Source organism: Bacillus sp. 1NLA3E (assembly GCF_000242895.2).
Lineage (GTDB): Bacteria > Bacillota > Bacilli > Bacillales > Cytobacillaceae > Bacillus_BU.
In genome coordinates, this window is sequence record NC_021171.1 from 169376 (window position 1) to 192328 (window position 22953).

The 22953-nt window shown below is 37.3% G+C and carries 18 protein-coding genes, 8 tRNA genes, 1 rRNA gene, 1 pseudogene and 1 riboswitch; of the genes and pseudogenes, 25 read left to right on the forward strand and 3 right to left on the reverse strand.

From position 1 onward, the window contains the following. The first annotated feature begins 47 nt into the window (after positions 1-47). The 18 genes from rrf (at position 48) to B1NLA3E_RS00990 (ending at position 11404) form a co-directional block, all read left to right on the forward strand. Positions 48-164: ribosomal RNA gene (gene rrf / locus B1NLA3E_RS00905) — 5S ribosomal RNA — on the forward strand. A gap of 20 nt (positions 165-184) precedes the next feature. Beyond that, positions 185-259: transfer RNA gene (locus B1NLA3E_RS00910), tRNA-Asn, on the forward strand. A gap of 40 nt (positions 260-299) precedes the next feature. After that, positions 300-372: transfer RNA gene (locus B1NLA3E_RS00915), tRNA-Thr, on the forward strand. A gap of 19 nt (positions 373-391) precedes the next feature. Then, positions 392-466, forward strand: a tRNA-Glu gene (locus B1NLA3E_RS00920). Between the two features lie 6 nt (positions 467-472). Further along, a tRNA-Val gene (locus tag B1NLA3E_RS00925) sits at positions 473-548 on the forward strand. 18 nt (positions 549-566) lie between these two features. Further along, positions 567-642: transfer RNA gene (locus B1NLA3E_RS00930), tRNA-Thr, on the forward strand. Between the two features lie 6 nt (positions 643-648). Beyond that, a tRNA-Tyr gene (locus tag B1NLA3E_RS00935) sits at positions 649-733 on the forward strand. A gap of 68 nt (positions 734-801) precedes the next feature. Beyond that, positions 802-876, forward strand: a tRNA-Gln gene (locus tag B1NLA3E_RS00940). A 4-nt stretch (positions 877-880) separates the two neighbouring features. After that, positions 881-953, forward strand: a tRNA-Lys gene (locus tag B1NLA3E_RS00945). A 161-nt stretch (positions 954-1114) separates the two neighbouring features. Then, on the forward strand, positions 1115-2011 hold the full coding sequence (gene rocF / locus B1NLA3E_RS00950; RefSeq protein WP_015592003.1) for an arginase: 897 nt from the start codon (positions 1115-1117) through the stop codon (positions 2009-2011). 278 nt (positions 2012-2289) lie between these two features. Continuing rightward, positions 2290-2853 carry an RNA polymerase sigma factor SigW gene (gene sigW / locus B1NLA3E_RS00955; RefSeq protein ID WP_015592004.1) on the forward strand — a complete coding sequence of 188 codons (564 nt, stop codon included), beginning with the start codon at positions 2290-2292 and terminating at the stop codon, positions 2851-2853. 16 nt (positions 2854-2869) lie between these two features. Further along, positions 2870-3499 (forward strand): anti-sigma factor family protein, encoded by a 630-nt coding sequence (locus B1NLA3E_RS00960; RefSeq protein WP_041580208.1) that lies wholly within the window; start codon positions 2870-2872, stop codon positions 3497-3499. A gap of 302 nt (positions 3500-3801) precedes the next feature. Continuing rightward, on the forward strand, positions 3802-4629 hold the full coding sequence (gene cdaA / locus B1NLA3E_RS00965; protein ID WP_015592006.1) for a diadenylate cyclase CdaA: 828 nt from the start codon (positions 3802-3804) through the stop codon (positions 4627-4629). Further along, positions 4622-5854: a CdaR family protein gene (locus B1NLA3E_RS00970; RefSeq protein WP_015592007.1), complete on the forward strand. Its 1233-nt coding sequence runs from the start codon at positions 4622-4624 to the stop codon at positions 5852-5854. Before cdaA ends, B1NLA3E_RS00970 begins: the two co-directional genes overlap by 8 nt. A 33-nt stretch (positions 5855-5887) precedes the next feature. After that, positions 5888-7240, forward strand: a complete 1353-nt coding sequence (gene glmM, locus B1NLA3E_RS00975) for a phosphoglucosamine mutase (RefSeq protein WP_015592008.1) — start codon at positions 5888-5890, stop codon at positions 7238-7240. Positions 7241-7715: 475 nt separating this feature from the next. Next, entirely contained in the window at positions 7716-9518 is a 1803-nt protein-coding gene (gene glmS / locus B1NLA3E_RS00980; protein ID WP_015592009.1) for a glutamine--fructose-6-phosphate transaminase (isomerizing), read from the forward strand. 381 nt (positions 9519-9899) lie between these two features. Continuing rightward, complete coding sequence (locus B1NLA3E_RS00985; RefSeq protein ID WP_015592010.1) at positions 9900-10517, forward strand: nitroreductase family protein; 618 nt, start codon at positions 9900-9902, stop codon at positions 10515-10517. 443 nt (positions 10518-10960) lie between these two features. Next, positions 10961-11404: a hypothetical protein gene (locus tag B1NLA3E_RS00990; RefSeq protein WP_015592011.1), complete on the forward strand. Its 444-nt coding sequence runs from the start codon at positions 10961-10963 to the stop codon at positions 11402-11404. On the opposite strand, the gene B1NLA3E_RS00995 is transcribed toward B1NLA3E_RS00990, so the two are convergent. Both B1NLA3E_RS00995 and B1NLA3E_RS24580 read right to left on the reverse strand, forming a co-directional pair. After that, the gene (locus B1NLA3E_RS00995; RefSeq protein WP_015592012.1) at positions 11396-12541 is read right to left on the reverse strand and encodes an HD-GYP domain-containing protein; all 1146 of its coding nucleotides are present in this window, start codon (positions 12539-12541) and stop codon (positions 11396-11398) included. The genes B1NLA3E_RS00990 and B1NLA3E_RS00995 overlap by 9 nt on opposite strands. A 511-nt stretch (positions 12542-13052) precedes the next feature. Next, positions 13053-13360, reverse strand: a pseudogene (locus B1NLA3E_RS24580) (IS110 family transposase); the annotation flags it as partial. A gap of 157 nt (positions 13361-13517) precedes the next feature. Between B1NLA3E_RS24580 and B1NLA3E_RS01005 the strand changes: the two are divergent. The 7 genes from B1NLA3E_RS01005 (at position 13518) to B1NLA3E_RS01035 (ending at position 22696) form a co-directional block, all read left to right on the forward strand. Beyond that, positions 13518-14939: a PTS mannitol transporter subunit IICB gene (locus B1NLA3E_RS01005; protein WP_015592014.1), complete on the forward strand. Its 1422-nt coding sequence runs from the start codon at positions 13518-13520 to the stop codon at positions 14937-14939. Between the two features lie 422 nt (positions 14940-15361). Then, positions 15362-17485, forward strand: a complete 2124-nt coding sequence (locus B1NLA3E_RS01010; protein ID WP_015592015.1) for a BglG family transcription antiterminator — start codon at positions 15362-15364, stop codon at positions 17483-17485. Positions 17486-17487: 2 nt separating this feature from the next. Further along, positions 17488-17925 (forward strand): PTS sugar transporter subunit IIA, encoded by a 438-nt coding sequence (locus B1NLA3E_RS01015; protein ID WP_015592016.1) that lies wholly within the window; start codon positions 17488-17490, stop codon positions 17923-17925. Between the two features lies 1 nt (position 17926). Further along, positions 17927-19084: a mannitol-1-phosphate 5-dehydrogenase gene (locus B1NLA3E_RS01020; protein WP_015592017.1), complete on the forward strand. Its 1158-nt coding sequence runs from the start codon at positions 17927-17929 to the stop codon at positions 19082-19084. Between the two features lie 314 nt (positions 19085-19398). Next, the gene (locus tag B1NLA3E_RS01025; RefSeq protein WP_015592018.1) at positions 19399-20022 is read left to right on the forward strand and encodes a GyrI-like domain-containing protein; all 624 of its coding nucleotides are present in this window, start codon (positions 19399-19401) and stop codon (positions 20020-20022) included. 129 nt (positions 20023-20151) lie between these two features. After that, complete coding sequence (locus tag B1NLA3E_RS01030) at positions 20152-20841, forward strand: DUF421 domain-containing protein (protein ID WP_015592019.1); 690 nt, start codon at positions 20152-20154, stop codon at positions 20839-20841. A gap of 116 nt (positions 20842-20957) precedes the next feature. Next, positions 20958-21038, forward strand: a riboswitch (cyclic di-GMP riboswitch). A gap of 134 nt (positions 21039-21172) precedes the next feature. Beyond that, complete coding sequence (locus B1NLA3E_RS01035) at positions 21173-22696, forward strand: putative bifunctional diguanylate cyclase/phosphodiesterase (protein WP_015592020.1); 1524 nt, start codon at positions 21173-21175, stop codon at positions 22694-22696. An 81-nt stretch (positions 22697-22777) separates the two neighbouring features. Here the strand turns inward: B1NLA3E_RS01035 and B1NLA3E_RS25085 are convergent, their stop codons facing one another. Further along, positions 22778-22942, reverse strand: coding sequence for a hypothetical protein (locus tag B1NLA3E_RS25085; protein ID WP_015592021.1), 165 nt, complete (start codon positions 22940-22942; stop codon positions 22778-22780). Positions 22943-22953: the final 11 nt, after the last annotated feature.

The window sequence follows — 22953 nt, forward strand, 5'->3', positions numbered from 1 at the left end:
AACTTCAAAAAGTCATTATAATAAATAATGTCTTATGAAAAAAATAGTCTGGTGGCGATAGCGAGAAGGTCACACCCGTTCCCATACCGAACACGGAAGTTAAGCTTCTCAGCGCCGATGGTAGTTGGGGGTTCTCCCCCTGTGAGAGTAGGACGTTGCCGGGCTGTTCCATTATTATTATTATTCCGCAGTAGCTCAGTGGTAGAGCATTCGGCTGTTAACCGAATGGTCGTAGGTTCGAGTCCTACCTGCGGAGCCAAACTTTTAAATAGACCAAAGGTTTATGGGCTTGGTATTATGCTTCCATAGCTCAGCAGGTAGAGCACTTCCATGGTAAGGAAGAGGTCACCGGTTCGAGTCCGGTTGGGAGCTCTTATAGGAATTTTATAATGGCCCCTTGGTCAAGTGGTTAAGACACCTCCCTTTCACGGAGGTAACACGGGTTCGAGTCCCGTAGGGGTCACCAAAATGTGGAGGATTAGCTCAGCTGGGAGAGCATCTGCCTTACAAGCAGAGGGTCGGCGGTTCGAGCCCGTCATCCTCCACCATATATTTTTCAAAAGTTTGCCGGGGTAGCTCAATTGGTAGAGCAACTGACTTGTAATCAGTAGGTTGGGGGTTCAAGTCCTCTCGCCGGCACCATTTTTTGGAGGGGTAGCGAAGTGGCTAAACGCGGCGGACTGTAAATCCGCTCCCTTGGGGTTCGGCGGTTCGAACCCGTCCCCCTCCACCATTTTAATATCAAGAAAATGGACAAGTAAATTGGTGTCCTTTTTATTTTGAAATTATTAATTAATTTATTGGGCTATAGCCAAGCGGTAAGGCAACGGACTTTGACTCCGTCACTCGTAGGTTCGATCCCTGCTAGCCCAGCCATTACGAGCCATTAGCTCAGTTGGTAGAGCATCTGACTTTTAATCAGAGGGTCGAAGGTTCAAGTCCTTCATGGCTCATTATGTATTAAAGACCTTAATCCTTTTGGATTAAGGTCTTTTTCTGTATATATATACAGAACTTTGTTGAGTTGAGTCATTTAATTCCAAGAGGTTACAATAGAAGGGTGATTAAATTCAGAACAGTTAAAATATATAAAAGGCACGAGGAGGAAAAGTCGATGAGAAAGATTTCGATTATTGGTATGCCGATGGACTTGGGGCAATTACGACGAGGAGTTGACATGGGTCCAAGTGCGATGAGATATGCAGGGATGATTGAAAGACTAAAAACTTTACAATATGAGATAGATGATTTAGGAGATATTCCAATTGGAAGACCAGAAGTTGTCGTCAGGAAGGACACCAATTTACGAAATCTAGAACTTGTTGCCGAAAAAAGCGAGCTCCTTGCAAAAAGGGTAGATGAGGTGGTCAGCGCTGGATCATTTCCACTTGTCCTTGGTGGAGACCATAGTATTGCGATTGGGACCCTTTCAGGGGTGGCAAAACATTATCAAAATTTGGGTGTCATTTGGTATGATGCCCACGGTGACTTAAATACAGCAGAAACCTCTCCATCAGGAAATATTCATGGTATGCCATTGGCTATTAGTATTGGAATTGGCCATCCTACTCTCACTGAAATTGCAGGGTATTGTCCGAAAATCAAGCCCGAAAATATTGTTATTATTGGGGCAAGGGCATTAGATGACGGAGAAAAAGTATTAATTAAAGAAAAAGGTATAAAGGTTTACACCATGCATGAAGTTGATCGTTTAGGAATGACAAAAGTCATGGAAGAAACGATTGACTATTTAAAGGATAAAACTGACGGGGTTCATTTATCATTGGATCTCGATGGATTAGACCCAAACGATGCACCTGGGGTGGGAACACCTGTTATAGGCGGGATCAGTTATCGTGAGAGTAATTTGGCGATGGAGATGCTTTCTGAAGCAAATATTATTACTTCTGCAGAATTTGTGGAAGTAAACCCGATTTTAGATGAAAAAAATAAAACAGCTACCGTAGCTGTTTCTTTAATGGGTTCCTTGTTTGGTGAAAAACTCTTATAGTAATGAAGGGTTTGAACAATAATATCTTTTAAGAGTCATGATTAATAACCAAAATTAAGAGTTGCCGAGTTTTGCGGTAGCTCTTTTCTGTGTATATGTTGGTTTTGAGAGAGAATTTGGAAAGAGAGGATAAATAATTATTACTTCACGGCAAGATTGTTCTAAACTTATTAAGAGAGATTTGCTAAGATAAAGGGAGAAAAAATTTTAAAGAAAATGAAACCTTTTCTGCTATCGATTCGTAATATCGTATAGCCGCATAGAGCGGAGGTAAATGAATGGAAGAAATCGTAAAGAAAAGGATAAAGCAGGTACTAAAAGGCGACCAAAACGCTTTCGGGGAGATTGTTGAGATATATAAAGATAAAGTATTTCATCTTTGTTTTCGAATGTTAGGAAATCGTCATGAAGCTGAAGACATTGCTCAAGAGGCTTTTATCCGGGCTTATGTAAATATTAGTAGCTTTAATATCAAATTGAAATTTTCGACATGGTTGTATCGTATAGCAACAAATCTGTGTATTGACCGTCTGAGGAAGAAAAAGCCTGATTACTATTTAGATGCGGAGGTGTCAGGAACAGAGGGTTTAACCATGTATTCACAGATACCTGCAGATACGGCTTTACCGGAAGAAGAACTTGAAACCCTAGAGGTTCAAGACCAGATTCAGAAGGAAATATCCAAATTGCCGGATAAGTACCGAGCAGTAATTATCCTAAAATATATTGAAGAGCTTTCGTTAAACGAGATTAGTGAAATTTTGGAGTTACCGCTTGGGACGGTTAAAACAAGAATTCATCGTGGACGCGAAGCGCTACGACATCAATTACGGTATGTTTAATGAGAGGGTGAAAACCTTGAAATGTCCAGAAGAAGTAATCCAACTTATACATGGCCTTTTAGATGATGATATCTCACCCGAAAGTGAAAAGGTTTTACAAGAACATTTAGATACTTGTAAGGATTGTAAGGCATTTTTCGAGCAAATTAAAAAGACAACTGCTATATTCCACTGTCTAGGTACATCCACAATACAAGCACCTAAAGACTTTACGGCAAAGGTAATGGCAAACCTTCCTAATGAAATGAAGAAAAATAGTTTCCAGCGTTGGTTGGCCTTTCATCCAATATTAACAGCTGCCTCATTATTTATCATATTGATGACAGGTAGCCTTATTTCGAGTTGGGAGAAGGATCAAAAATTTTCTGTTTCAAAGCAGTCAAATTTAGTCGTTGATAATAATATGGTAACTGTGCCAAAAGGCGAGATTGTTAAAGGTGACATTATCGTAAAAAATGGGAAATTAAGAATAGAAGGGGAAGTACAGGGTGATGTAACGGTGATAAACGGTGACCAGTACGTTGCTTCTGCTGGGAAGGTTACGGGTGACATTGAAGAGGTCAATAAAGTATTTGATTGGTTATGGTATCATATTAAAAAAACCTCAAATGATATGTTATCAGTTTTTAATAGTGGAGAAAAATAGGACAGTCACTCAAAATGGGTGACTGTTTCTAAATTAGATTTGGTTTGAAAGTCATATGTTCCCTTTTGTAACCTCAGGGGGAAAATCCTCAATAATGACAAAGAATCATAAAAGTTTAGGGAGGTATGGTATAATAAAAAAGTTACATATGGCTATAATCAATTTAACATATTAGTTTTTTAAATATCAGTAACTAATTTAGAGCTAATCCATCTCATAGTGTGAAGATTTTCTTAGGTGGATATGGATCTTTGTTGATCGAGGGCGTTTTCGCTTTCCACTATAATGTTGGGGGAAATACAATGTCGTTAGCAAATTTTAGTATATGGGGTTCTTTAGCCGATATCGTCGACATTCTCCTTGTTTGGTACGTTATATATAAGCTAATCAATATAATCAAAGGAACAAAAGCTGTCCAATTGTTGAAAGGTATTTTTGTCATCCTACTTGTGAAGTTTATCAGTGACAATATGGGTTTTAACACATTAAGCTGGATAATGGAACAAGCACTAACCTGGGGATTCCTTGCTATTATTATTATTTTTCAGCCGGAGCTTCGCCGAGCGCTTGAACAACTAGGTAGGGGTAGGTTTTTCTCAAGAAGCGGTACTCCAGAGGAAGAGGACCAGGACAAAATTATCGAAGCGATTGTAAAAGCGACGGATTATATGGCTAAACGTAGAATTGGTGCACTTATTTCCATTGAAAGAGAAACGGGGATGAGTGACTACATCGAAACGGGAATTGAATTAAATTCGAAGATATCATCAGAGTTGCTCATTAATATTTTTATTCCAAATACCCCGCTTCATGATGGGGCAGTGATTGTTCAAAGAAATCTTGTAGCTGCAGCAGCATGCTATTTACCATTATCAGAAAGTCCATTTATTTCAAAAGAATTAGGAACTCGTCATCGGGCTGCACTTGGGATAAGTGAAGTAACAGATAGTATTACTGTCATAGTGTCTGAAGAAACAGGAAATATATCGTTAACCAAAAATGGCGAATTACATCGTGATTTGACTTTGGAAGCTTTTAAAATGTTATTAGAGAATGAATTGGTTAGTAGGTTTAAATTAAAACCAACTTCTTCCGCTCGTTGGAACTGGAGGGGAAAAAGAAATGGATAAACTAATGGATAATCCATGGTTTTTGAAAGGTGTAGCTTTAGTACTAGCTTTTCTCCTTTTTTCATCCGTACCAGATGGAGGAGGAAATAAAGCAACAGATGAGAACGTTCCAGCTAGTCAAAAGGTGGAAACCATTGAAGATGTGCCAGTAAAAAGTTACTTCGATACAGAGAATTTTGTGGTTTCGGGTGTTCCTAATACGGTGAAACTCACTATTCAAGGGCCAAAAAGTATTGTACAGACAGCTAAGTCGATAAAGGATTTTGAAGTGTATGTCGATTTAACGGATGCTAAAATTGGAAAACAAAAGGTAAAAATAAAAGTAAAGAATATATCAGATAAACTGAAGGTGACGGTTAATCCGGCAACCGCTAATGTATCTGTCCAAGAAAAAGTAACAAAGGAATTTAAAGTAGAAGCAGAATATAATCGTAACTTACTAGATGAGGGTTATATAGCTGATCCTCCTGTAGTTCAACCAAATAAGGTCAAGATAACTGGTGCAAAAGGTGATATTGAGAAAATCAATTATGTAAAGGCAACAGTTGATGTAAAGGGACCAATACAAGAAACGATTGTAAAACAAGCACAGGTATTAGTACTTGATCAGCAATTGAATAAACTGAATGTTACCATTGAACCAGCAACAGTTAAGGTCACGATCCCAGTTAAAAATTCAAATAAGTCTGTTCCGATTCATGTTATTCAAACAGGAACAGCTCAAAATGGTATTTCAATTGATGATATCACCCTGGATATTAAGGAAGCAAAAATAACTGGTAAAGATGATGTGGTCAAAGCAACAGAGAGTGTACGAGTAGAGGTAGATATCAGTAAGATAACTGAAGATACAGTGATAACTGTACCAGTCATCGTACCAGATGGTGTCACAAAAGTAACACCAGAAGTCGTAAAGGCGACCATTAAGGTGAAAAAAGAAGAACAAAAAACAATCTCTAATGTCTCGATTAAACCTGAGGGGTTAGGGGCATTATACGACTTAATTTTTAAGAATCCATCGAGCGGTAAAATATACCTTTCGGTTTCGGGACCAAGTGAAGTGGTAGGGCCATTAACAGCCTCTGATTTTGAAGTTTCGGTAAATATCACCAATTTAACTGAAGGAGACCATGAAGTTCCAATTTCTACAAATGGTCCCAACAACGTTACAGTCAAATTGGAGAGGGAAACTGCAACAGTATCGATTGTCAAAAAAGAAGTTTAAAACCTAGGAATTGATGAAGGAGAGATAGTCATAATGGGAAAATATTTCGGTACCGATGGTGTTCGCGGGATTGCAAATAGCGAATTAACACCGGAACTAGCATTTAGATTAGGCCGATTTGGAGGATATGTGTTAACAAAGGATAAAGACCGTCCAAAGGTTTTAATCGGAAGGGACACACGAATTTCAGGCCATATGCTTGAGGGGGCACTTGTTGCCGGGTTGTTGTCCATAGGTGCGGAAGTGATGAGATTAGGCGTTATTTCGACTCCAGGAGTATCATATTTAACAAAAGCACTTGGTGCACAGGCAGGAGTTATGATTTCTGCTTCACATAATCCGGTTGCCGATAATGGAATTAAATTTTTCGGTCCTGACGGCTTTAAGCTATCAGATGATCAGGAATTAGAAATAGAGCAGTTATTAGATTTGGAAGCTGACGAACTCCCACGACCAGTTGGAGCAAAACTTGGACAAGTTAATGATTATTTTGAAGGCGGACAAAAATATCTGCAGTACTTAAAACAAACGGTGGATGAGGATTTCTCAGGAATTCATGTTGCTCTAGACTGCGCACATGGAGCCACTTCATCATTGGCAACTTACTTATTTGCCGATTTGGATGCGAACATTTCCACGATGGGAGCCTCTCCGAATGGCTTGAATATTAACGAGGGTGTTGGCTCAACCCACCCTGAAAGCTTAGCCGCTTTTCTTAAAGAAAAAGGTGCTGATATAGGTCTTGCTTTTGATGGTGATGGGGATCGTTTAATAGCCATAGACGAAAATGGTGAGATAGTCGACGGCGATCAAATCATGTATATTTGCGGAAAATATCTTAAAGAGCAAGGTAGATTAAAGCATGGCACCGTTGTGTCGACGGTAATGAGTAATCTTGGTTTTTATAGGGCATTGGAAGCACATAATATTCAAAGCGTTCAAACAGCCGTTGGCGATCGTTATGTTGTAGAGGAAATGAGAAAGAATGGATATAATCTCGGTGGGGAGCAGTCAGGGCATATTATTTTCCTTGATTATAATACAACAGGGGATGGACTTCTAACAGGGTTGCAGCTTGTAAACATCATGAAAGTTACAGAAAAACCATTGTCAGAGCTTGCAGCAGAAATGAAAAAGTTCCCGCAAGCATTGGTCAATATTAAAGTAACTGATAAATATCATGTAACAGATAATGAAAAAGTGAAGCAAGTTATTGATGTTGTGGAGGCAGAAATGAACGGGAATGGTCGTGTCCTTGTTCGTCCGTCCGGAACAGAACCTTTAGTTCGGGTCATGGTTGAGGCACCGACTGAAGAAAGCTGCCAAGCCTTTGCTAAAGCAATCGCTGAAGTTGTCAAAGACGAAATGGGTTTAACTGAAGAATAAGTGGGATATGCATAAGGGAACCATTGGTTCTCCTTATGCATATTTTTTATTAGGGGATAAATGTTGAACTGCAGGGAACCTAGGTGATTGAATTGAGATTTTCCAATTTTTTGGATTGTTCAACAATTGACTAATAGGGAAAACTGTTATATGATTATCCTGCATTTCTATGCTTTTTTAAGGAGGATAGTAGGTTAAAAATACGAATATAAGAAGCGCCTGAACTAATCAGAGTAGATTAGTTGACGAGGAGGAGGTTTATCGAACATTCGGCGGATGCCTCCCGGTTGATGACGCACAACCGAAATTCCTTTTTTCCAAAACACCGGGGTAACCTGATGGACAAAAGAAAGGAACATGCGCGAGAAGGTTAGGGGAAAACCTAGCTGACATAAAAATAAAACACAGAGATAAGGGGGCGAGTCCCGCCCCCAAAGGCAACTTGCCCCCTTGTCTAACAAGGAGGAACACACGAATGTGCGGTATTGTTGGATATATAGGAAGTCAAGATTCAAAGGAAATTCTATTAAAGGGCTTAGAAAAGCTGGAGTATAGAGGATATGACTCAGCTGGAATCGCTGTTATGACAGGCGCTGGTGTTCAAGTATTTAAAGAAAAAGGACGCATTGCTGACTTGAGAGAGGTTGTTGACACAACCGTTGCTACCAACACAGGAATTGGTCATACTCGTTGGGCTACCCACGGCGTGCCTAGCAAAGTCAATGCTCACCCACACCAAAGTAATTCTAGCCGTTTCACCCTTGTTCATAATGGAGTTATTGAGAATTATGATCTTCTAAAGCGCGAGTATTTACAGGATACTACTTTGAAAAGTGACACGGATACAGAAGTCATTGTGCAACTTATTGAACTATTTGTTGGTCAAGGCTTAACTGTTGAAGAAGCGTTACGTAAAACGCTAACACTATTAAAGGGATCTTATGCACTTGCTCTTTTAGACAATCAAAACGAAGCAACTATTTTTGTTGCAAAAAATAAGAGTCCGCTTTTAGTTGGATTAGGTGAAGATTTCAATGTGGTTGCCAGTGATGCAATGGCAATGCTTCAAGTAACGAATCAGTACGTTGAATTAATGGATAAAGAAATGGTTATTGTTACGAAAGACGGAGTAACCATTCAAAACCTAAACGGTGACGTAATGACCCGTAAACCGTATACTGCTGAACTTGATGCCAGTGATATTGAAAAGGGAACCTACCCCCACTATATGCTTAAGGAAATTGATGAACAGCCACTTGTTATGCGTAAAATTATTCAAACGTATCAGAATGAACAAGGCTTATTAACGATTGACCAGGATATTATTGATGCGGTTGCAGCTGCTGACAGAATCTACATTATTGCGGCTGGAACTTCGTATAATGCAGGTTTGGTTGGTAAGCAGCTAATCGAAAAAATGGCCAAAATCCCTGTTGAGGTTCATATTGCTAGTGAATTTGGTTATAATATCCCACTTCTTTCTGAGAAGCCGCTATTTATTTTCATTTCCCAAAGTGGTGAAACAGCAGATAGTCGTTCCGTTCTAGTTCAAATAAAAGAATTAGGCCATAAAGCCTTAACCGTTACCAATGTCCAAGGATCCACTCTTTCAAGGGAAGCGGATTATACTTTGTTGCTTCATGCTGGTCCTGAAATTGCGGTTGCCTCAACGAAGGCTTACACAGCGCAAATTGCTGTATTAGCCATTCTTTCTGAAGTAGTTGGTCGTTATCGAGGATTGGAGCTTGATATTGATTTAGTTCATGAGCTTGGAATCATTGCCAATGTAATGGAAGGGTTAGTTGATTCTAAAGATGTATTTGAAGCAATGGCTTGGGAATACATGACGACAACACGTAACGCTTTCTTCATTGGTCGTGGCGCTGACTACTATGTTTGTCTAGAGGGTTCATTGAAGCTTAAAGAAATTTCCTACATCCAAGCGGAAGGTTTTGCTGGTGGTGAATTAAAGCATGGTACGATTGCATTAATCGAAGAAGGCACACCGGTTATAGCCTTAGTAACTCAAGATCTAGTTAGTTTGAATATCCGCGGCAACGTCAAAGAGGTCGCTGCTCGTGGTGCCAATACATGTATCATTTCCATGAAGGGGCTAGAAACAGACGGAGATCGTTTCATACTTCCTGAAGTGAATGAACTATTAACACCTCTTATCTCTGTAGTACCATTGCAATTGCTTGCTTACTATGCTGCACTTCACCGTGAATGTGACGTCGACAAGCCAAGAAACCTGGCAAAGAGCGTAACCGTTGAATAAGGGTAAGTGAAATTAGTTTTTATTGTTGAATGACAAGAATGATTGGAAATAACAATAAAGTCAGGAACCTACATTTTATTGTTTAACAATTTTTTTAGATTTGCTTAATTAAATAAGAATTTACAACATCAAAAGAACCCTATCTAAGATTGAATTGATAGGGTTCTTTTGAATTCGGAGGAGAAGAAATGTTTATCGAATATGACTACAATATCCCTTTAGTAATATTAAAACAGAAATTATAGTAATAAAATATAGTTTATTGACATAAAAGAAGCTACGTTTTATTATTATCTCATCCTTGAGATATTTTATTTGAAGATATTTTTAATGGTGCTTTCGGAAAATAATAGTAAGGATAGAAAGAGATGTGTATAAAAAATGGAGTTTATTGAATTAGCTAAAGCAAGACGGTCGGCCACAAACTTCCAAACAAATATTAAAATTACAGTAAATGAATTAAGAGATATTTTTGAGGCCGTTAAGAACCATCCCTCCAGTTACAATCTTCAAACAACGCATTATTATGTCGTCACATCAGAGGAAAAGAAAGCAAAGGTTAAAGAAGCATCATTTGGACAGCACAAAACCTATAGTGCTTCTGCCACGATAATAGTGTGTGGAAATAAAGAAGGGTACAAAGAAGCTCCTCACTTGTACGAAGGAATGAAAATATTGGGAATTATTGACGAATGTGAATATAATCGAACCATTGAATTAATTAATAACCTTTTTGAAAATAATCCTAAATTTGTTGAAGAAGATAACATCCGAAATGCTTGCTTATCTGCCATGCTCTTTATGTTATCTGCAAAGGATAAAGGGTGGGATACATGTCCAATGCATGTGCAAAATGCCGAGGAAATTAAAAAAATCTATGGTATTCCAGAACATCATCAACCAATCTTAATGATTCCGATAGGGAAAATGACCACACATAATATTCGTCCACGGGGATATCGAAAGCCTGTTGGAGAGTTTGTACATTTTATTGACTAATATTACATAGTTTAATTTACAAGAATGATGTTACGTTTACTATTGACGGGAAGCGGTTAGAAGAGAAGAAAAAAGATACTTCATACATTTATTCAATCAGGCTTTTTTTATCGAAAATATATATATTGCCTAGTAATGATCAAAAGTATTTGAACCCTTAGAAGGGATGACTAACATCATTTATGATATATTATTTTTCCCAATTTAAGTGTGGTTTGGGTCAAAAAATCATACATTGATAATTTTGGGTCACCTGTCCATACTTTTGCCAGTGTTAATTTTACTTTGTTTACGATAAGAGGGTTTGTGTATTAAAACTATTAGATAAGTTAAAAGGTAAGCAAGATATAACCGAATCTTAAAGGTTGATACTATGAAGAAAACGTATAAGTTAGAAGCAATTCTCTGGAGTGTTGCTTTTCCAGGATTTGGTCAACTCTTAAATGGCCACTTTGTTTATCATTTTAGAATTTACTATTAATGTTAGAAGTTTTTTTACCAGGGTATCACGTTTAGTTTTCTTGGGAAAATCAAAAGAAGCTGTAGTAGTGGTGGATCACCAATGGCCTATGTTTTATCCCTGTGTTTATATGTTTGCAATATACGATGCTTATAAATATGCGGATGGGGAGAATCCTCGTTTTTCGTTTGTCCCATTTGCCTTTACAGCAGATTTTGTCACAATAGGACTTATTTACTCACCTAATATAATTTTAGGAATATCATTTAGTCCTATTTGGATTCAAATGTTGTCTTTAATTCCTGTGTTAGGAATTGAATTTATTATTCGTCATATTATAATCAAAATTACTTCTAGACCCAATTCTGTGGAAGACAAAGAGTCCCCGTCTTCCATGAAGGGGAGGACTCTTTTACTTTTATTTTAAAATAGTCTTTATTTTACTTACTAAAACTTCATCTAATTCATTACGGTTAACCATTTCATCAATAATTGCCCAAACTTTTTCGATTGGCATTTGCTTTCTATAAGATCGTTCCTCGGTTAATGCTTGATAGATATCACATATGGCCATTATCCTATCTAGTTCTCCTATTTGATTACCATATAAATGTAAAGGATAGCCATGTCCATTAAGCTTTTCATGATGATTGGATGCAAACTCCGTAATTTCTTCAAATCCGTCAATTTGTTCTAATATCCATCTGGTGTAATATGCATGTTTATTAATTTCAAAACGTTCCTGCTCAGTTAGCTTGCCTTCTTTATCTAATATATCATTAGAAATGGCTAACTTACCTACATCATGCAATAAAGCTGCAACATACATTTTATTTTGAATTTCACAATCATAACTTAACTTTTTCGTTATTTTGGTAACTAAATCAGAAATACCAACAGAATGACGATAGGTAAAAGGACTCCTTCTATCAATAATTTCAGAAAATGCGTGTGCAAACCTTTTTATACTTTCCATATCCAAATATTTCTCTTGTATTTCTATTCTTCTAGATAAGATCATATTAAAATCAGAATTGAAATAGTCTAAGAGGAGATATTCCTTCTTGATTAGTTTATGAAAAGTAGTCAATATTAATGGGTCAAAAAGAGTTTGAATATCATTCATCCAACCACTTATTTCGTTTAGCGTAGCTGAATTCAAGTTTTCTGGGAGTCTAAAGCTAGTATCAAACAAATCTGCAAAACATATAATTTGCGCAGGTAATGGAATTTCTTCTCCTTTCAATTGAAACGGTCCAGTGCCATTAAAATGCTCATGATGGTAAAAAACATATTCTGAGATTATTTTTTTTACTGGAAGATTTTTCATGATATCTCTGCCAACTACACAGTGATCTTCAATTGAAGTGGAATTACTTGCACCTATGTCATGCAATAAGGCAGCATAATAAATATCTTTTTGTTGTTCCTTTGGTAATTTTAATTCCTTAGTGATCATAAATGATGTGTAGGCAACATGTTTTGAGTGAGAGAAATAGTTTTTCTCAGCCACGTCCAAAGCATATGATAATCCTTCTATTAATGATCTTTCATTAATCTTCATTTTTGTCTCCTCGAAACTTTAAACTTCCGAATAATCTTGGTTTACAGTCTTCTTAGTAATTTATTGTGTTTGCATCATCAATAGTTGAGGATGCATTCATTATTGTTAATATTAATGTAATTCTATTTTAAGATAGTAAACCAGTTTGTGGAATGAACGAAACCATTTTGAACAAAAAGCGTTTATATAATAAAGAGGCAAAAAAGGGATTTTGCTCAGAACTTGTATGCATTGATTAATTTGTATAAAAAAGGCAGTCCAATTTGCTTTAATCAACAAAAAGGACAGCCTTTTTTCTTTATTTTTTGCAGTTATTATTTGCGTGAGAACCATCACAGTTTCCGTTAGGATTTTTGGTGTTTCCACAACCACATGCTTGTGCCATTTTTTCTCCTCCTCACACTTTTAATTAATAAATCTCGAATTAATTATATGTTAAATTGAAATAATTTTTATGTTTTATTGTGACAAAAATTCAACAAAATGTCAGGTTGTATTAAACGCAATTCGGTGGGGGTGGAAATAAGCCAAGGCTTGCAATTGCCCCTTTACCTGTCACGTCTTTAACCACTTGTCGAAGCTCTGAAAAGACAATATCTACCCAACGATTTAATTGGTTGATTGAACTGACGACTTAACAATCACCTCACGGTTAGACATAAGAACTCGAAGTTTTTCAAATGATTCAGAAGTTGGAAGAACGATGGAATAGTAACCATTCTTCACCATATCAGCGATAACTAGTGCATCCTTTTTGTCACTTTTTGATTGGGTATTATCCCGATTCTCTTTATTTCTTTTTACATGGTACGGATTTAATGGCCCACTTCATTACTTTTTTGTTTGCCTAAAATAATAATCTTGGCAACAATCACAATGACAAAATGCGATTTTGTATAAATAGATTTAGCTTTGCAAACGCTTTAATATAAAGATAGAAAGATAAACAAGACATATTGAAGGGGGATTTAACATAATGAACCAATCGGTTAAAGATAAATCAGATGTTAAAGTTAAGATCCAGAAATTCGGTAGTTATTTAAGCGGCATGGTAATGCCGAATATTGGTGCAATCATGGCATGGGGACTTATAACTGCCTTATTCATTCCAACAGGCTGGTTGCCTAATGCAGATCTAGCTAAGTTAGTTGGACCAATGATTACGTTTTTATTGCCATTATTAATTGGTTTTACCGGTGGTAGAATGGTTTATGATATCCGTGGTGGTGTTGTTGGTGCTACAGCAACGATGGGTGTGATCGTTGGTACAGATATCCCGATGTTTTTAGGAGCTATGATAATGGGACCACTAGGTGGTTTTATGATCAAAAAGCTTGACCAAGCTCTTCATGGAAAAATTAAATCAGGCTTTGAAATGCTTGTTAACAACTTTTCAGCTGGAATTCTCGGCGGTGCGTTGACGTTATTAGCATATAAAGGTATCGGACCAGTTGTTGAAGGTTTGAGTAAAGTACTAGCATCAGGCGTTCAATTTATTGTCGACCATAACATGTTACCTTTAGCAAACGTCTTTATTGAACCAGCAAAAGTACTATTTTTAAATAATGCTATAAACCATGGTATTCTAAGTCCATTAGGAATTGATCAAGCAGCAAAAGCAGGCAAATCGATTCTGTTCTTGTTAGAAACAAACCCTGGTCCTGGTTTAGGAATTCTACTTGCTTTCTGGTTATTTGGCAAAGGAGCAGCAAAACAAACAGCTCCTGGTGCAGTGATTATCCATTTCCTTGGTGGTATTCATGAAATTTACTTCCCATATATTTTAATGAAGCCAATGTTAATTTTTGCAGCTATGGCTGGTGGCGTGAGTGGCGTATTCACCTTCAATCTTTTGGATGCAGGTTTAGTTGCAGCTCCATCACCAGGCAGTATTTTCGCTCTACTTGCAATGACTCCAAAAGGAAATTATGTAGGAGTTCTTGCAGGTGTGTTAGTGGCTACAGTAGTGTCATTTGCAGTAGCAGCATTGATCCTAAAAACAAGTAAAGCGACTGATGAAGAGGAAGATCTTACTTCTGCAGCAGCAAAAATGGAAGAAATGAAAGGTAAGAAAAGCTCGGTAACTTCTATGTTAAACAATGAAGCTGCTATTAATACTGATAAAGTAAACAAAATTGTGTTTGCTTGTGATGCAGGTATGGGTTCAAGTGCCATGGGTGCTTCCATCCTAAGAAATAAAATGAAAAAAGCAGGGCTTGATATTAATGTAATTAACACAGCTATTAACAATCTACCTGCTGATGCTGATGTGGTTATTACCCATAAGGATTTAACAGACCGTGCCAAGGCTAAACTTCCAAATGCTGCGCACATCTCAGTTGAAAACTTCTTAAATAGTCCTAAATATGATGAATTAGTAGATAGCTTTAAGAAATAATATTAGGAAAAGCCTAGCTGAATAACGACAGCTAGGCTTTTCATTTCTTTCGAAGGCTGTGTTAAAGCTCAATGTTGATTTTTTGAACAATGTTGATTGGAGTGGAAGGCGCGAGACTCCTGCGGGAGAAGCGAGTCACGGGAGACCCCGCAGGCGTGAAAGCGCCGAGGAGGCTCCCGGACCGCCCGCGGAAAGCGAGTGCCTGGAACGGAAATCAACATTCTAGTTTAACAAAGTTTTTTTGAATAATATAGCCATTAAAATTTTGTCAACAACTCTTCTGACTAAATCGACTTTTCCTCTTGTTGTTTAGAGCGTTATACCACTATATTATTATATTGTGAATATCAAATGATAATTATGTCAACATGATATGAATGGAGGACGAGGTTTTAGTAAACTGTACCCACGGAGTGAGGAATATGTATATTTCCGCAAGAGAAAGACAAATCCTTGAAATCTTGCTAACAGAAACGAATGAGTTAACTGTGAAAGACCTCGCTGATCAAATTGGTGTGAGTGGAAGGACCGTCCATCGTGATTTAAAGAATGTAGAAGATATTTTAACAGAATACGACCTTTCCTTACAAAAGAAGTCAGGTGTTGGCGTCCAAGTGACGGGAGATAAAGGTAAGATTCGGGAACTTGAACTTTTTTTGTTTAATCTCTTTCATACAGAGTATACCCCTGATGAACGGCAAACGATGATTTTGTGTGCTTTATTGGAGTCAAATGGACCTGTTAAGCTAGTTGCGCTCGCAAATGATATAAATGTGACGATTGCAACAGTTAGTAACGATTTGACGAAATTAGAGGAGCGGCTTTCCTCACTTGGATTATTACTAATTCGAAGAAGAGGGTATGGCGTAGAAATAGAAGGCCCAGAAAGTTCTAAAAGAAGAGCGATGCGGGGCATCATTGCCGAGCATCTAGATGAGTCAGAAATTTTAGCGCTGGCAAGGGAAAATATTCAAAAACGGCCATCGCAGCAGATCAATACGATTTCGGAACGACTTTTAGGTCTTGTCGAGAAGAACAAACTCATCATCGTTGAAAAGGTAATTGAGTCGATCAATCAGGACTTACCGTATTCAATGGCTGATAGTGCCTATATTGGTTTAGTTGTTCATTTGGCGCTTGCAGTTGAACGAATTCAAAAAGGGGAAGGGATCTCTATTGATACATCCTACCTTGAAAATCAAAAATCAACCAAAGAATATAAATTTGCAGAAAAGATAGTTGAGGAACTGGAGCAGGTTTTTCAAATTAACATACCAGAGGCAGAGATCGGTTATATTACGATGCACTTAAAAGGTGCTAAATTACGTCACGATAAAGAATATTTGATCGAAGACACCAGCTTACAGATTGCGCTAAAGACGAAAAATCTCATTCAAAATGTGGGGAATCGGTTAGGACGAGACTTATCAACCAACCGGTCGTTATTCGAAGGATTAGCGATGCATTTAAAACCGGCCATATTTCGCCTTAAACAAAATATGGGGATAAGCAATCCATTACTTGATCGGATTAAACGAGATTATGGCGAACTATTTTCAATTGTGAAACAAGCAACTGATGAGGTGTTTTCGGAGTTTATCGTTCCAGAAGAAGAAACAGGTTATCTGGTCATGCATTTTGGTGCAGCGGTGCTTGGGAATAAGGAAATTAAAAGTATAAAAACCTTAGTTTTATGTTCCAGTGGCATTGGGACATCCAAAATGCTTGTGACGAGATTACAAAAAGAATTTCCGGAGATGAAGGAAATTCAAAGTGCATCTGTTCTTGATCTAATTAAGTTAGACAAATGGGATTATCAATTGATTATATCCACGATTCCTATTCCAGATTTTCATATGGAATATATCTTAGTCAGTCCCATTTTAAATAAAGAAGAAATAGAAAAGATTCGTAGTTTTATCAAAGAGCGTTTCAATACGAATGGACGCGACACCAAGCTAGACCTTCCGCAAGCGGAGAGGATGAGCAAGAAAACATCCAAAAAGTTACTAAAAGAAATGTACGATTTGCAAGAGTATGCCGGAGCCATTACTGCTATATTACAGGACTTCGACATGAAAGAAGTGGAAGCGGGTTTAACGACTAAAGAAATATTAATCCAGGCTTGCCAAGATTTATATGATAAACAGCTAATCGATGATATTGATAAGGTTGTTCATGCAATCGTTGAACGGGAAAATCTCGGAGGTTTAGGGATTCCTGATACAACAATGGCACTCTTTCATGCTCGATCGACACACGTCATTACACCATCCTTCACCATTTATGTCACCCGTGAGCCGATAAAGGTTCGGGGCATGGATGATTCAATCATGGAGATGAACCAGATTGTGTTGCTGTTATCCCCAGAGGTGGCATCCGAAGGAGCTTTAGAAGTATTAAGTTATGTAAGCTCTTTATTAATAGAAAGCGAAGAAAGTATCACCATTTTTGAATCAAATGACGATGAGAAAATTTTAGCCCTATTAACTGCAAGATTTGATACATTTTTTAACGAGAAATTACTGGAAATAAGGAGTGTATAAATATGTCAAACTCAATTCTAACTAAAGATAACATTCGCTTAAATGAAACTGTGGGGACAAAAGAAGAAGCAATTAGATTAACGGGTAGTATCCTTGTTGACAAAGGCTATGTGGATGCAGGCTATATCGAGAAAATGCTTGAAAGGGAAGAATTGACCTCTACTTATATGGGGAACTTTTTGGCTATTCCACACGGAACAGAAGATTCAAAGCAGTTTGTTAAAGAATCTGGTATTTCATTTATTCAAGTTCCACAAGGAGTCGATTTTGGCAACGGAAATATCGTCAAGCTTCTCATCGGAATTGCCGGAAAAAATAATGAACACTTAGACATTCTATCTAACATTGCCATCGTTTGCTCTGAAGAAGAAAATATCGAAAAGTTGGTTAACGCTACAACAGCAGAAGAAATTTTGTCGATCTTTGAAGGGGTGAATTAATTTGTTAGCCGTACACTTTGGAGCAGGTAATATTGGTCGTGGTTTTATTGGGAACTTACTTTATCATTCTGGATATGAAACTTGTTTTGTTGATGTAAATAGCGAAATAGTAAATTTACTCAATGAAAAGAAGGAATATCGTGTTGTTCTAGCTGATCCATCTCAACAAGAAATGGTCATTAACAATGTTAGCGCGATTAATAGTCAGGCAAACCCGGAGCTTGTGATCGAGGCGATTGCCAAAGCGGATATCTTAACGACGGCGATTGGTCCAAACATTCTCCCGCTTATCGCTAATTTAATTGCAGATGGCTTGCGTAAGCGAATCGAAATAACGGACAAACCATTAAATCTGATTGCTTGTGAAAATATGATTGGCGGCAGTTCTTTATTAAAAGAGAAGGTATTTGAAAAATTAACCAATGAGGAAAAGTCATTATTTGACCAACGTTTCGGCTTTCCCGATTCAGCAGTTGATCGCATTGTTCCAAATCAAATCAACGAAGATAAGTTAATGGTGAAGGTTGAACCATTTTATGAGTGGGTCGTTGAAGAAACAAAAATAGTTGGCGAAAAACCGGAAATTGCCGGAATTACTTTTGTTCAAGATTTAGTGCCATTTATTGAACGGAAATTGTTTACGGTCAATACAGGTCATGCGCTGGCTGCATATTTTGGCTATTATTTCGGCATTGAAACGATTAACATTGCAATGGAAAATGAACAAATAAACGGTTTGGTTGAAGGCGCGCTTAGAGAAAGTGGTGAGTTTTTGGTGGAAAAATATGGATTTAACCGTGATGAACACGGCAAATACATTCAAAAAATTCTACATCGTTTCGCCAACGCTTATATTATTGATGAAGTTACGAGAGTTGGACGTTCGCCTATTCGCAAGCTTGGACCAAATGATCGTCTCGTTAGCCCAGCTAGGCAATTTATTGAAGTAGTAGGGAAAGAGCCGACCTACCTCATGAAGGGAATAGCGGCAGCGCTTCTTTATGATTTTGAAGGCGATCAAGATGCTGTTCATGTTCAAAACACCATTAAGGAAAAGGGACTTGTTGCTGCCATTGCGGAGTATACAAAACTTAATCAAACATCACCTTTGTTCGAAGGAATTGTTGAGCAATACAACCAATTGAAGATGAATAAATAATACATTAAAATAGCCTTCCTAGCGCAACCGCTTGAATTAGAAAAGCTGTTGCATTGGGAAGTCTTTTTTGTTGTTTTTGAACTCATATCCTTGAAAATGAAACTGATTGGAGCGGAAGGTGCTCGACTCCTGCGGGAGCAGCGGGACAGGTGAGACCCCGCAGGCGCTTAAGCGCCGAGGAGGCTCACCACCCGCCCCGCGGAAAGCGAGCACCTGAAGCGGAAATCAGCCTTTTTGAAAGATGACACTCAATAATTACTATATTTTGAGATAAAATAGAGTTGGAGTATTTGTTGAAATAGGAGGATTTTGAAATGGATGTAAAATCAGCCCAAAAAGTAGACTTTAAAAAGGAACTGAAGGAATTTTACAGTTGCCCAAAAAAGAATGTCCTTGTCGATGTACCTGAGATGAATTATTTAATGATTGATGGCAAGGGGGACCCGAACACTGCCATAGCCTTTAAGGATGCGATTGAAGCACTATATTCAGTCTCCTATTCTGTTAAATTTTTATCAAAAAAGAACGGTTTGGACTATGTCGTTATGCCGCTGGAAGCACTTTGGTTTATTGATGAGATGAATGATTTTATTCATGTTCCAAAAGATGAGTGGGAATGGACCGCGATGATTATGCAGCCAAGTCATATCTCTAAAGAAATGATGAACGATGCAATCGAATCGGTAAGAAAAAAGAAGGGCTTAGCTTCATTAGATAAAATAAGATTTGAAGGATACAATGAGGGTTTATCAGCACAGGTTCTTTATGTTGGACAATTTGATGATGAGCATCCAACCATTGTAAAGCTACATGAGTTTGCTCAAGCGAATGGATATCGTATTGAAGGAAAACACCATGAAATTTATTTAAGTGATTTTCGAAAGGTAGACCCTAGTAAATTAAAGACAATCATTAGACAGCCCGTTTCAAAAAAATAATGGATATTAGACCGCTTATTCGAAAACGAATAGGTGGTTTTTTAAAATCGTTTGAATCAATTCTGTATGACCTCCACTTTTAGTGTGAATAATTAATTAGAACAAAATTCATATCAAGGATGTTATATCATGATTGAGCATGTATTACTTTCTATTGTCAGGTCATTTACTGCGTTTTTAGTGTTAATGTTGGTCGCAATATGTCTTGGAAAGCAAGTTAATTCTCATAAGAACTATTATAATTTCGCTTTATCACTTATAATTGGTTCGTTTGTGGCAAATATGGGGTTCGATACGAATATCAAATTTATTCCCATGCTCGCTGGATTTTTAACGATTATTATTGTGTATTTTCTCATAGCAAAAATCTCCTATAGAAGCAGAAGGTTCAGCCATTGGTTTTCTGGAAAACCGACAGTGATCATTAAAGACGGAAAAATCTTAGAGGGAGATATGAAGAAAATCAAATTCACGTTGGATAATTTAAATCAGCAGCTGAGGGAGTTAGGTATTTTTGATGTATCTGAGGTGGAGTTTGCGTTATTAGAGGTAAGCGGTAATTTATCCGTTTTAAAAAAAGCAAAATACCAAAGCCTTACCAAAAATGATCTATTTCCGTTTGCTCAGACTCAAAAGTTGAATTTCCCGATTGAACTGATTGTGGAGGGTAGCCTAATCGAAAAGAATTTTGATGATAAATACACAAGGGAATGGCTTAATCAGCAACTTCAATTAAGAAATTTAAAAAGGGAACAGGTACAGTATGCTGTAATTAGTACAAATGGAACTCTATTTATCGACTTGTTTCGAGACAATTAACACTTATTACCTAAAAATGTAGTGCTGTGAATTTAATACAAATTTTTAAAAATACACTTATTTTTCATTAAATATAGTAAAATAGTATCAGTGAATAGCAATTATTCAACTTAATAGTCAGATAAAGGCAAACTTATTGAAAGATAAGGACGCAAAGCCACAGGTCTAAGGAAATCTATGACGGCTGGGTTACCGATGAATGAAAATGATTCTACCCTCCTAGTTATGTCTCTTTGGGTACGAATATTTTTTTTGAAAAAAATTGATTGACATACCAAAGCTGTTCCACAAGAAATAACTAACCACATGTTGGATGTACTGGAGTGAGGAAATGAAATATACCGGGAGGACAGTTGCCGTATTAGTCACTATCATATGGCTTGTCATAGAGAGTTGGATTGATCATGAATTTCTAGTATTTCAGTTTGGGTTAGGAATTCCTCTTGGATGGTTTTTTGGAAGACATTATGATAAAGCGGTATTTTTACGTAGAGACTTAAAAAATGTCCAGAATAAACTAACGAGTGAATATAATAAAAGTTTGAATGAAAGCGAAAAACTTTTTAAATATATTGCTTACCATGATTCATTAACAGGGTTAGCAAATCGGAATAAGGTCCGTAAACATTTAGGTCAGGAATTATTAATTTCAGAAAGAGAAAATCAAAGTGTCGCTATTCTTTTTATCGATTTGGATCGGTTTAAGTCTATAAATGATACGTGGGGACATAAAATAGGTGATCAGTTGCTAAAGATGGTCGCTATTCGTTTAATAGACTGTATTGGAGCTAAAGGACTAATCGCAAGGCAAGGAGGAGATGAATACATCATTTGCCTCCCTGATAGCAATAGAAAAGAAGCGGAAGCGATCGCTCAAAAAATTCTACAAACCTTATCCCTACCATTTGAGATTATGGTTCATGAAGTAGTTATCACGTCCAGTATTGGGGTTAGTCTTTCCCCACTTGATGGAAATGAAGTAGATACTTTGATTCGAAACGCAGATATCGCCATGTATTTAGCAAAAGAAAAGGGAAAAAATAACTATCAATTTTACCGATCTGAAATTGAAGCTTTTATCCATAGAAAATTTGAATTAGAGAGTAAAATAAGGAAAGCAATACATAATCAAGAGTTTGAGCTCCATTATCAGCCGAAATTTGCTCTAAATACTAATGAGATGATTGGGGTTGAGGCATTAATTCGCTGGAATGATCCCGAACTGGGGACCATTCAACCAGCTGAGTTTATTCCGATCGCGGAGGAAACTGGGTTAATTGTCCCAATTGGTGACTGGGTAATGAAGGAAGCTTATAGACAGCTTAAGGTATGGCAGGGATCAGGGGTAAAAAACCTGATGGTTTCTGTAAATATTTCAGCAAGGCAGTTTCTTAATAGGGACTTAGTTTGCAAAATAGATTCAATCATAAAGGAACTTGACCTTGACCCAAAATATATAAATCTTGAAATTACAGAATCAATGGCCATGGCTGATGTTAGCCACTCAACTAAGCAAATGAGAGATCTTAAAAAGCTTGGGGTGCTCCTTTCGCTAGATGACTTTGGAACGGGATATTCTTCGCTAAGCTATTTAAATAAATTCCCTTTCGACTTTTTAAAAATTGATAAGTCGTTTATTCAACAGATGAATCATTCGGAAAACAATTTAAGTATTGTCCAAGCAATCATCACAGTTGCCCACAGTTTTAATATGTCTGTGATCGCAGAAGGAGTTGAGAAGAAAGAACAACTCCAAACCTTACGTTTAAAAAAATGTGATGTGGTTCAAGGTTTTTATTATAGTCCACCGTTACAAGTAACAGAATTTGAAAAACTTCTAAATTTAAGTCATTAAATCATGCTAGATAAATACGCAAAGAGGCTGGGCTTCAGATATATCTGAAACCCAGCCTCTTTTTGAGTAATTGGTGCAAATTTAGTTTGTTTCCTCTTTTTTGCCTCGTCCGGCTGCTTTTATAGCATGCTTTAATATGATCTCGATTTGGGCATTGACACTTCGGAGCTCATCACTTGCCCATTTTTCGAGTGTATCATATGTCCTTTGGTCTATTCGAAGAAGGAACTTCTTTTTTTCAGACATAGTATCACTAC

Coding starts and splice junctions, on each gene's coding strand:
- B1NLA3E_RS00985 (WP_015592010.1), top strand. CDS start 9,900: ATGGAGTTTATTGAATTAGCTAAAGCAAGACGGTCGGCCACAAACTTC.
- glmM (WP_015592008.1), top strand. CDS start 5,888: ATGGGAAAATATTTCGGTACCGATGGTGTTCGCGGGATTGCAAATAGC.
- cdaA (WP_015592006.1), top strand. CDS start 3,802: ATGTCGTTAGCAAATTTTAGTATATGGGGTTCTTTAGCCGATATCGTC.
- B1NLA3E_RS00990 (WP_015592011.1), top strand. CDS start 10,961: ATGGCCACTTTGTTTATCATTTTAGAATTTACTATTAATGTTAGAAGT.
- B1NLA3E_RS01035 (WP_015592020.1), top strand. CDS start 21,173: ATGAAATATACCGGGAGGACAGTTGCCGTATTAGTCACTATCATATGG.
- B1NLA3E_RS01005 (WP_015592014.1), top strand. CDS start 13,518: ATGAACCAATCGGTTAAAGATAAATCAGATGTTAAAGTTAAGATCCAG.
- B1NLA3E_RS01015 (WP_015592016.1), top strand. CDS start 17,488: ATGTCAAACTCAATTCTAACTAAAGATAACATTCGCTTAAATGAAACT.
- rocF (WP_015592003.1), top strand. CDS start 1,115: ATGAGAAAGATTTCGATTATTGGTATGCCGATGGACTTGGGGCAATTA.
- B1NLA3E_RS01025 (WP_015592018.1), top strand. CDS start 19,399: ATGGATGTAAAATCAGCCCAAAAAGTAGACTTTAAAAAGGAACTGAAG.
- B1NLA3E_RS00995 (WP_015592012.1), bottom strand. CDS start 12,541: ATGAAGATTAATGAAAGATCATTAATAGAAGGATTATCATATGCTTTG.
- glmS (WP_015592009.1), top strand. CDS start 7,716: ATGTGCGGTATTGTTGGATATATAGGAAGTCAAGATTCAAAGGAAATT.
- B1NLA3E_RS25085 (WP_015592021.1), bottom strand. CDS start 22,942: ATGTCTGAAAAAAAGAAGTTCCTTCTTCGAATAGACCAAAGGACATAT.
- sigW (WP_015592004.1), top strand. CDS start 2,290: ATGGAAGAAATCGTAAAGAAAAGGATAAAGCAGGTACTAAAAGGCGAC.
- B1NLA3E_RS01030 (WP_015592019.1), top strand. CDS start 20,152: ATGATTGAGCATGTATTACTTTCTATTGTCAGGTCATTTACTGCGTTT.
- B1NLA3E_RS00970 (WP_015592007.1), top strand. CDS start 4,622: ATGGATAAACTAATGGATAATCCATGGTTTTTGAAAGGTGTAGCTTTA.
- B1NLA3E_RS01010 (WP_015592015.1), top strand. CDS start 15,362: ATGTATATTTCCGCAAGAGAAAGACAAATCCTTGAAATCTTGCTAACA.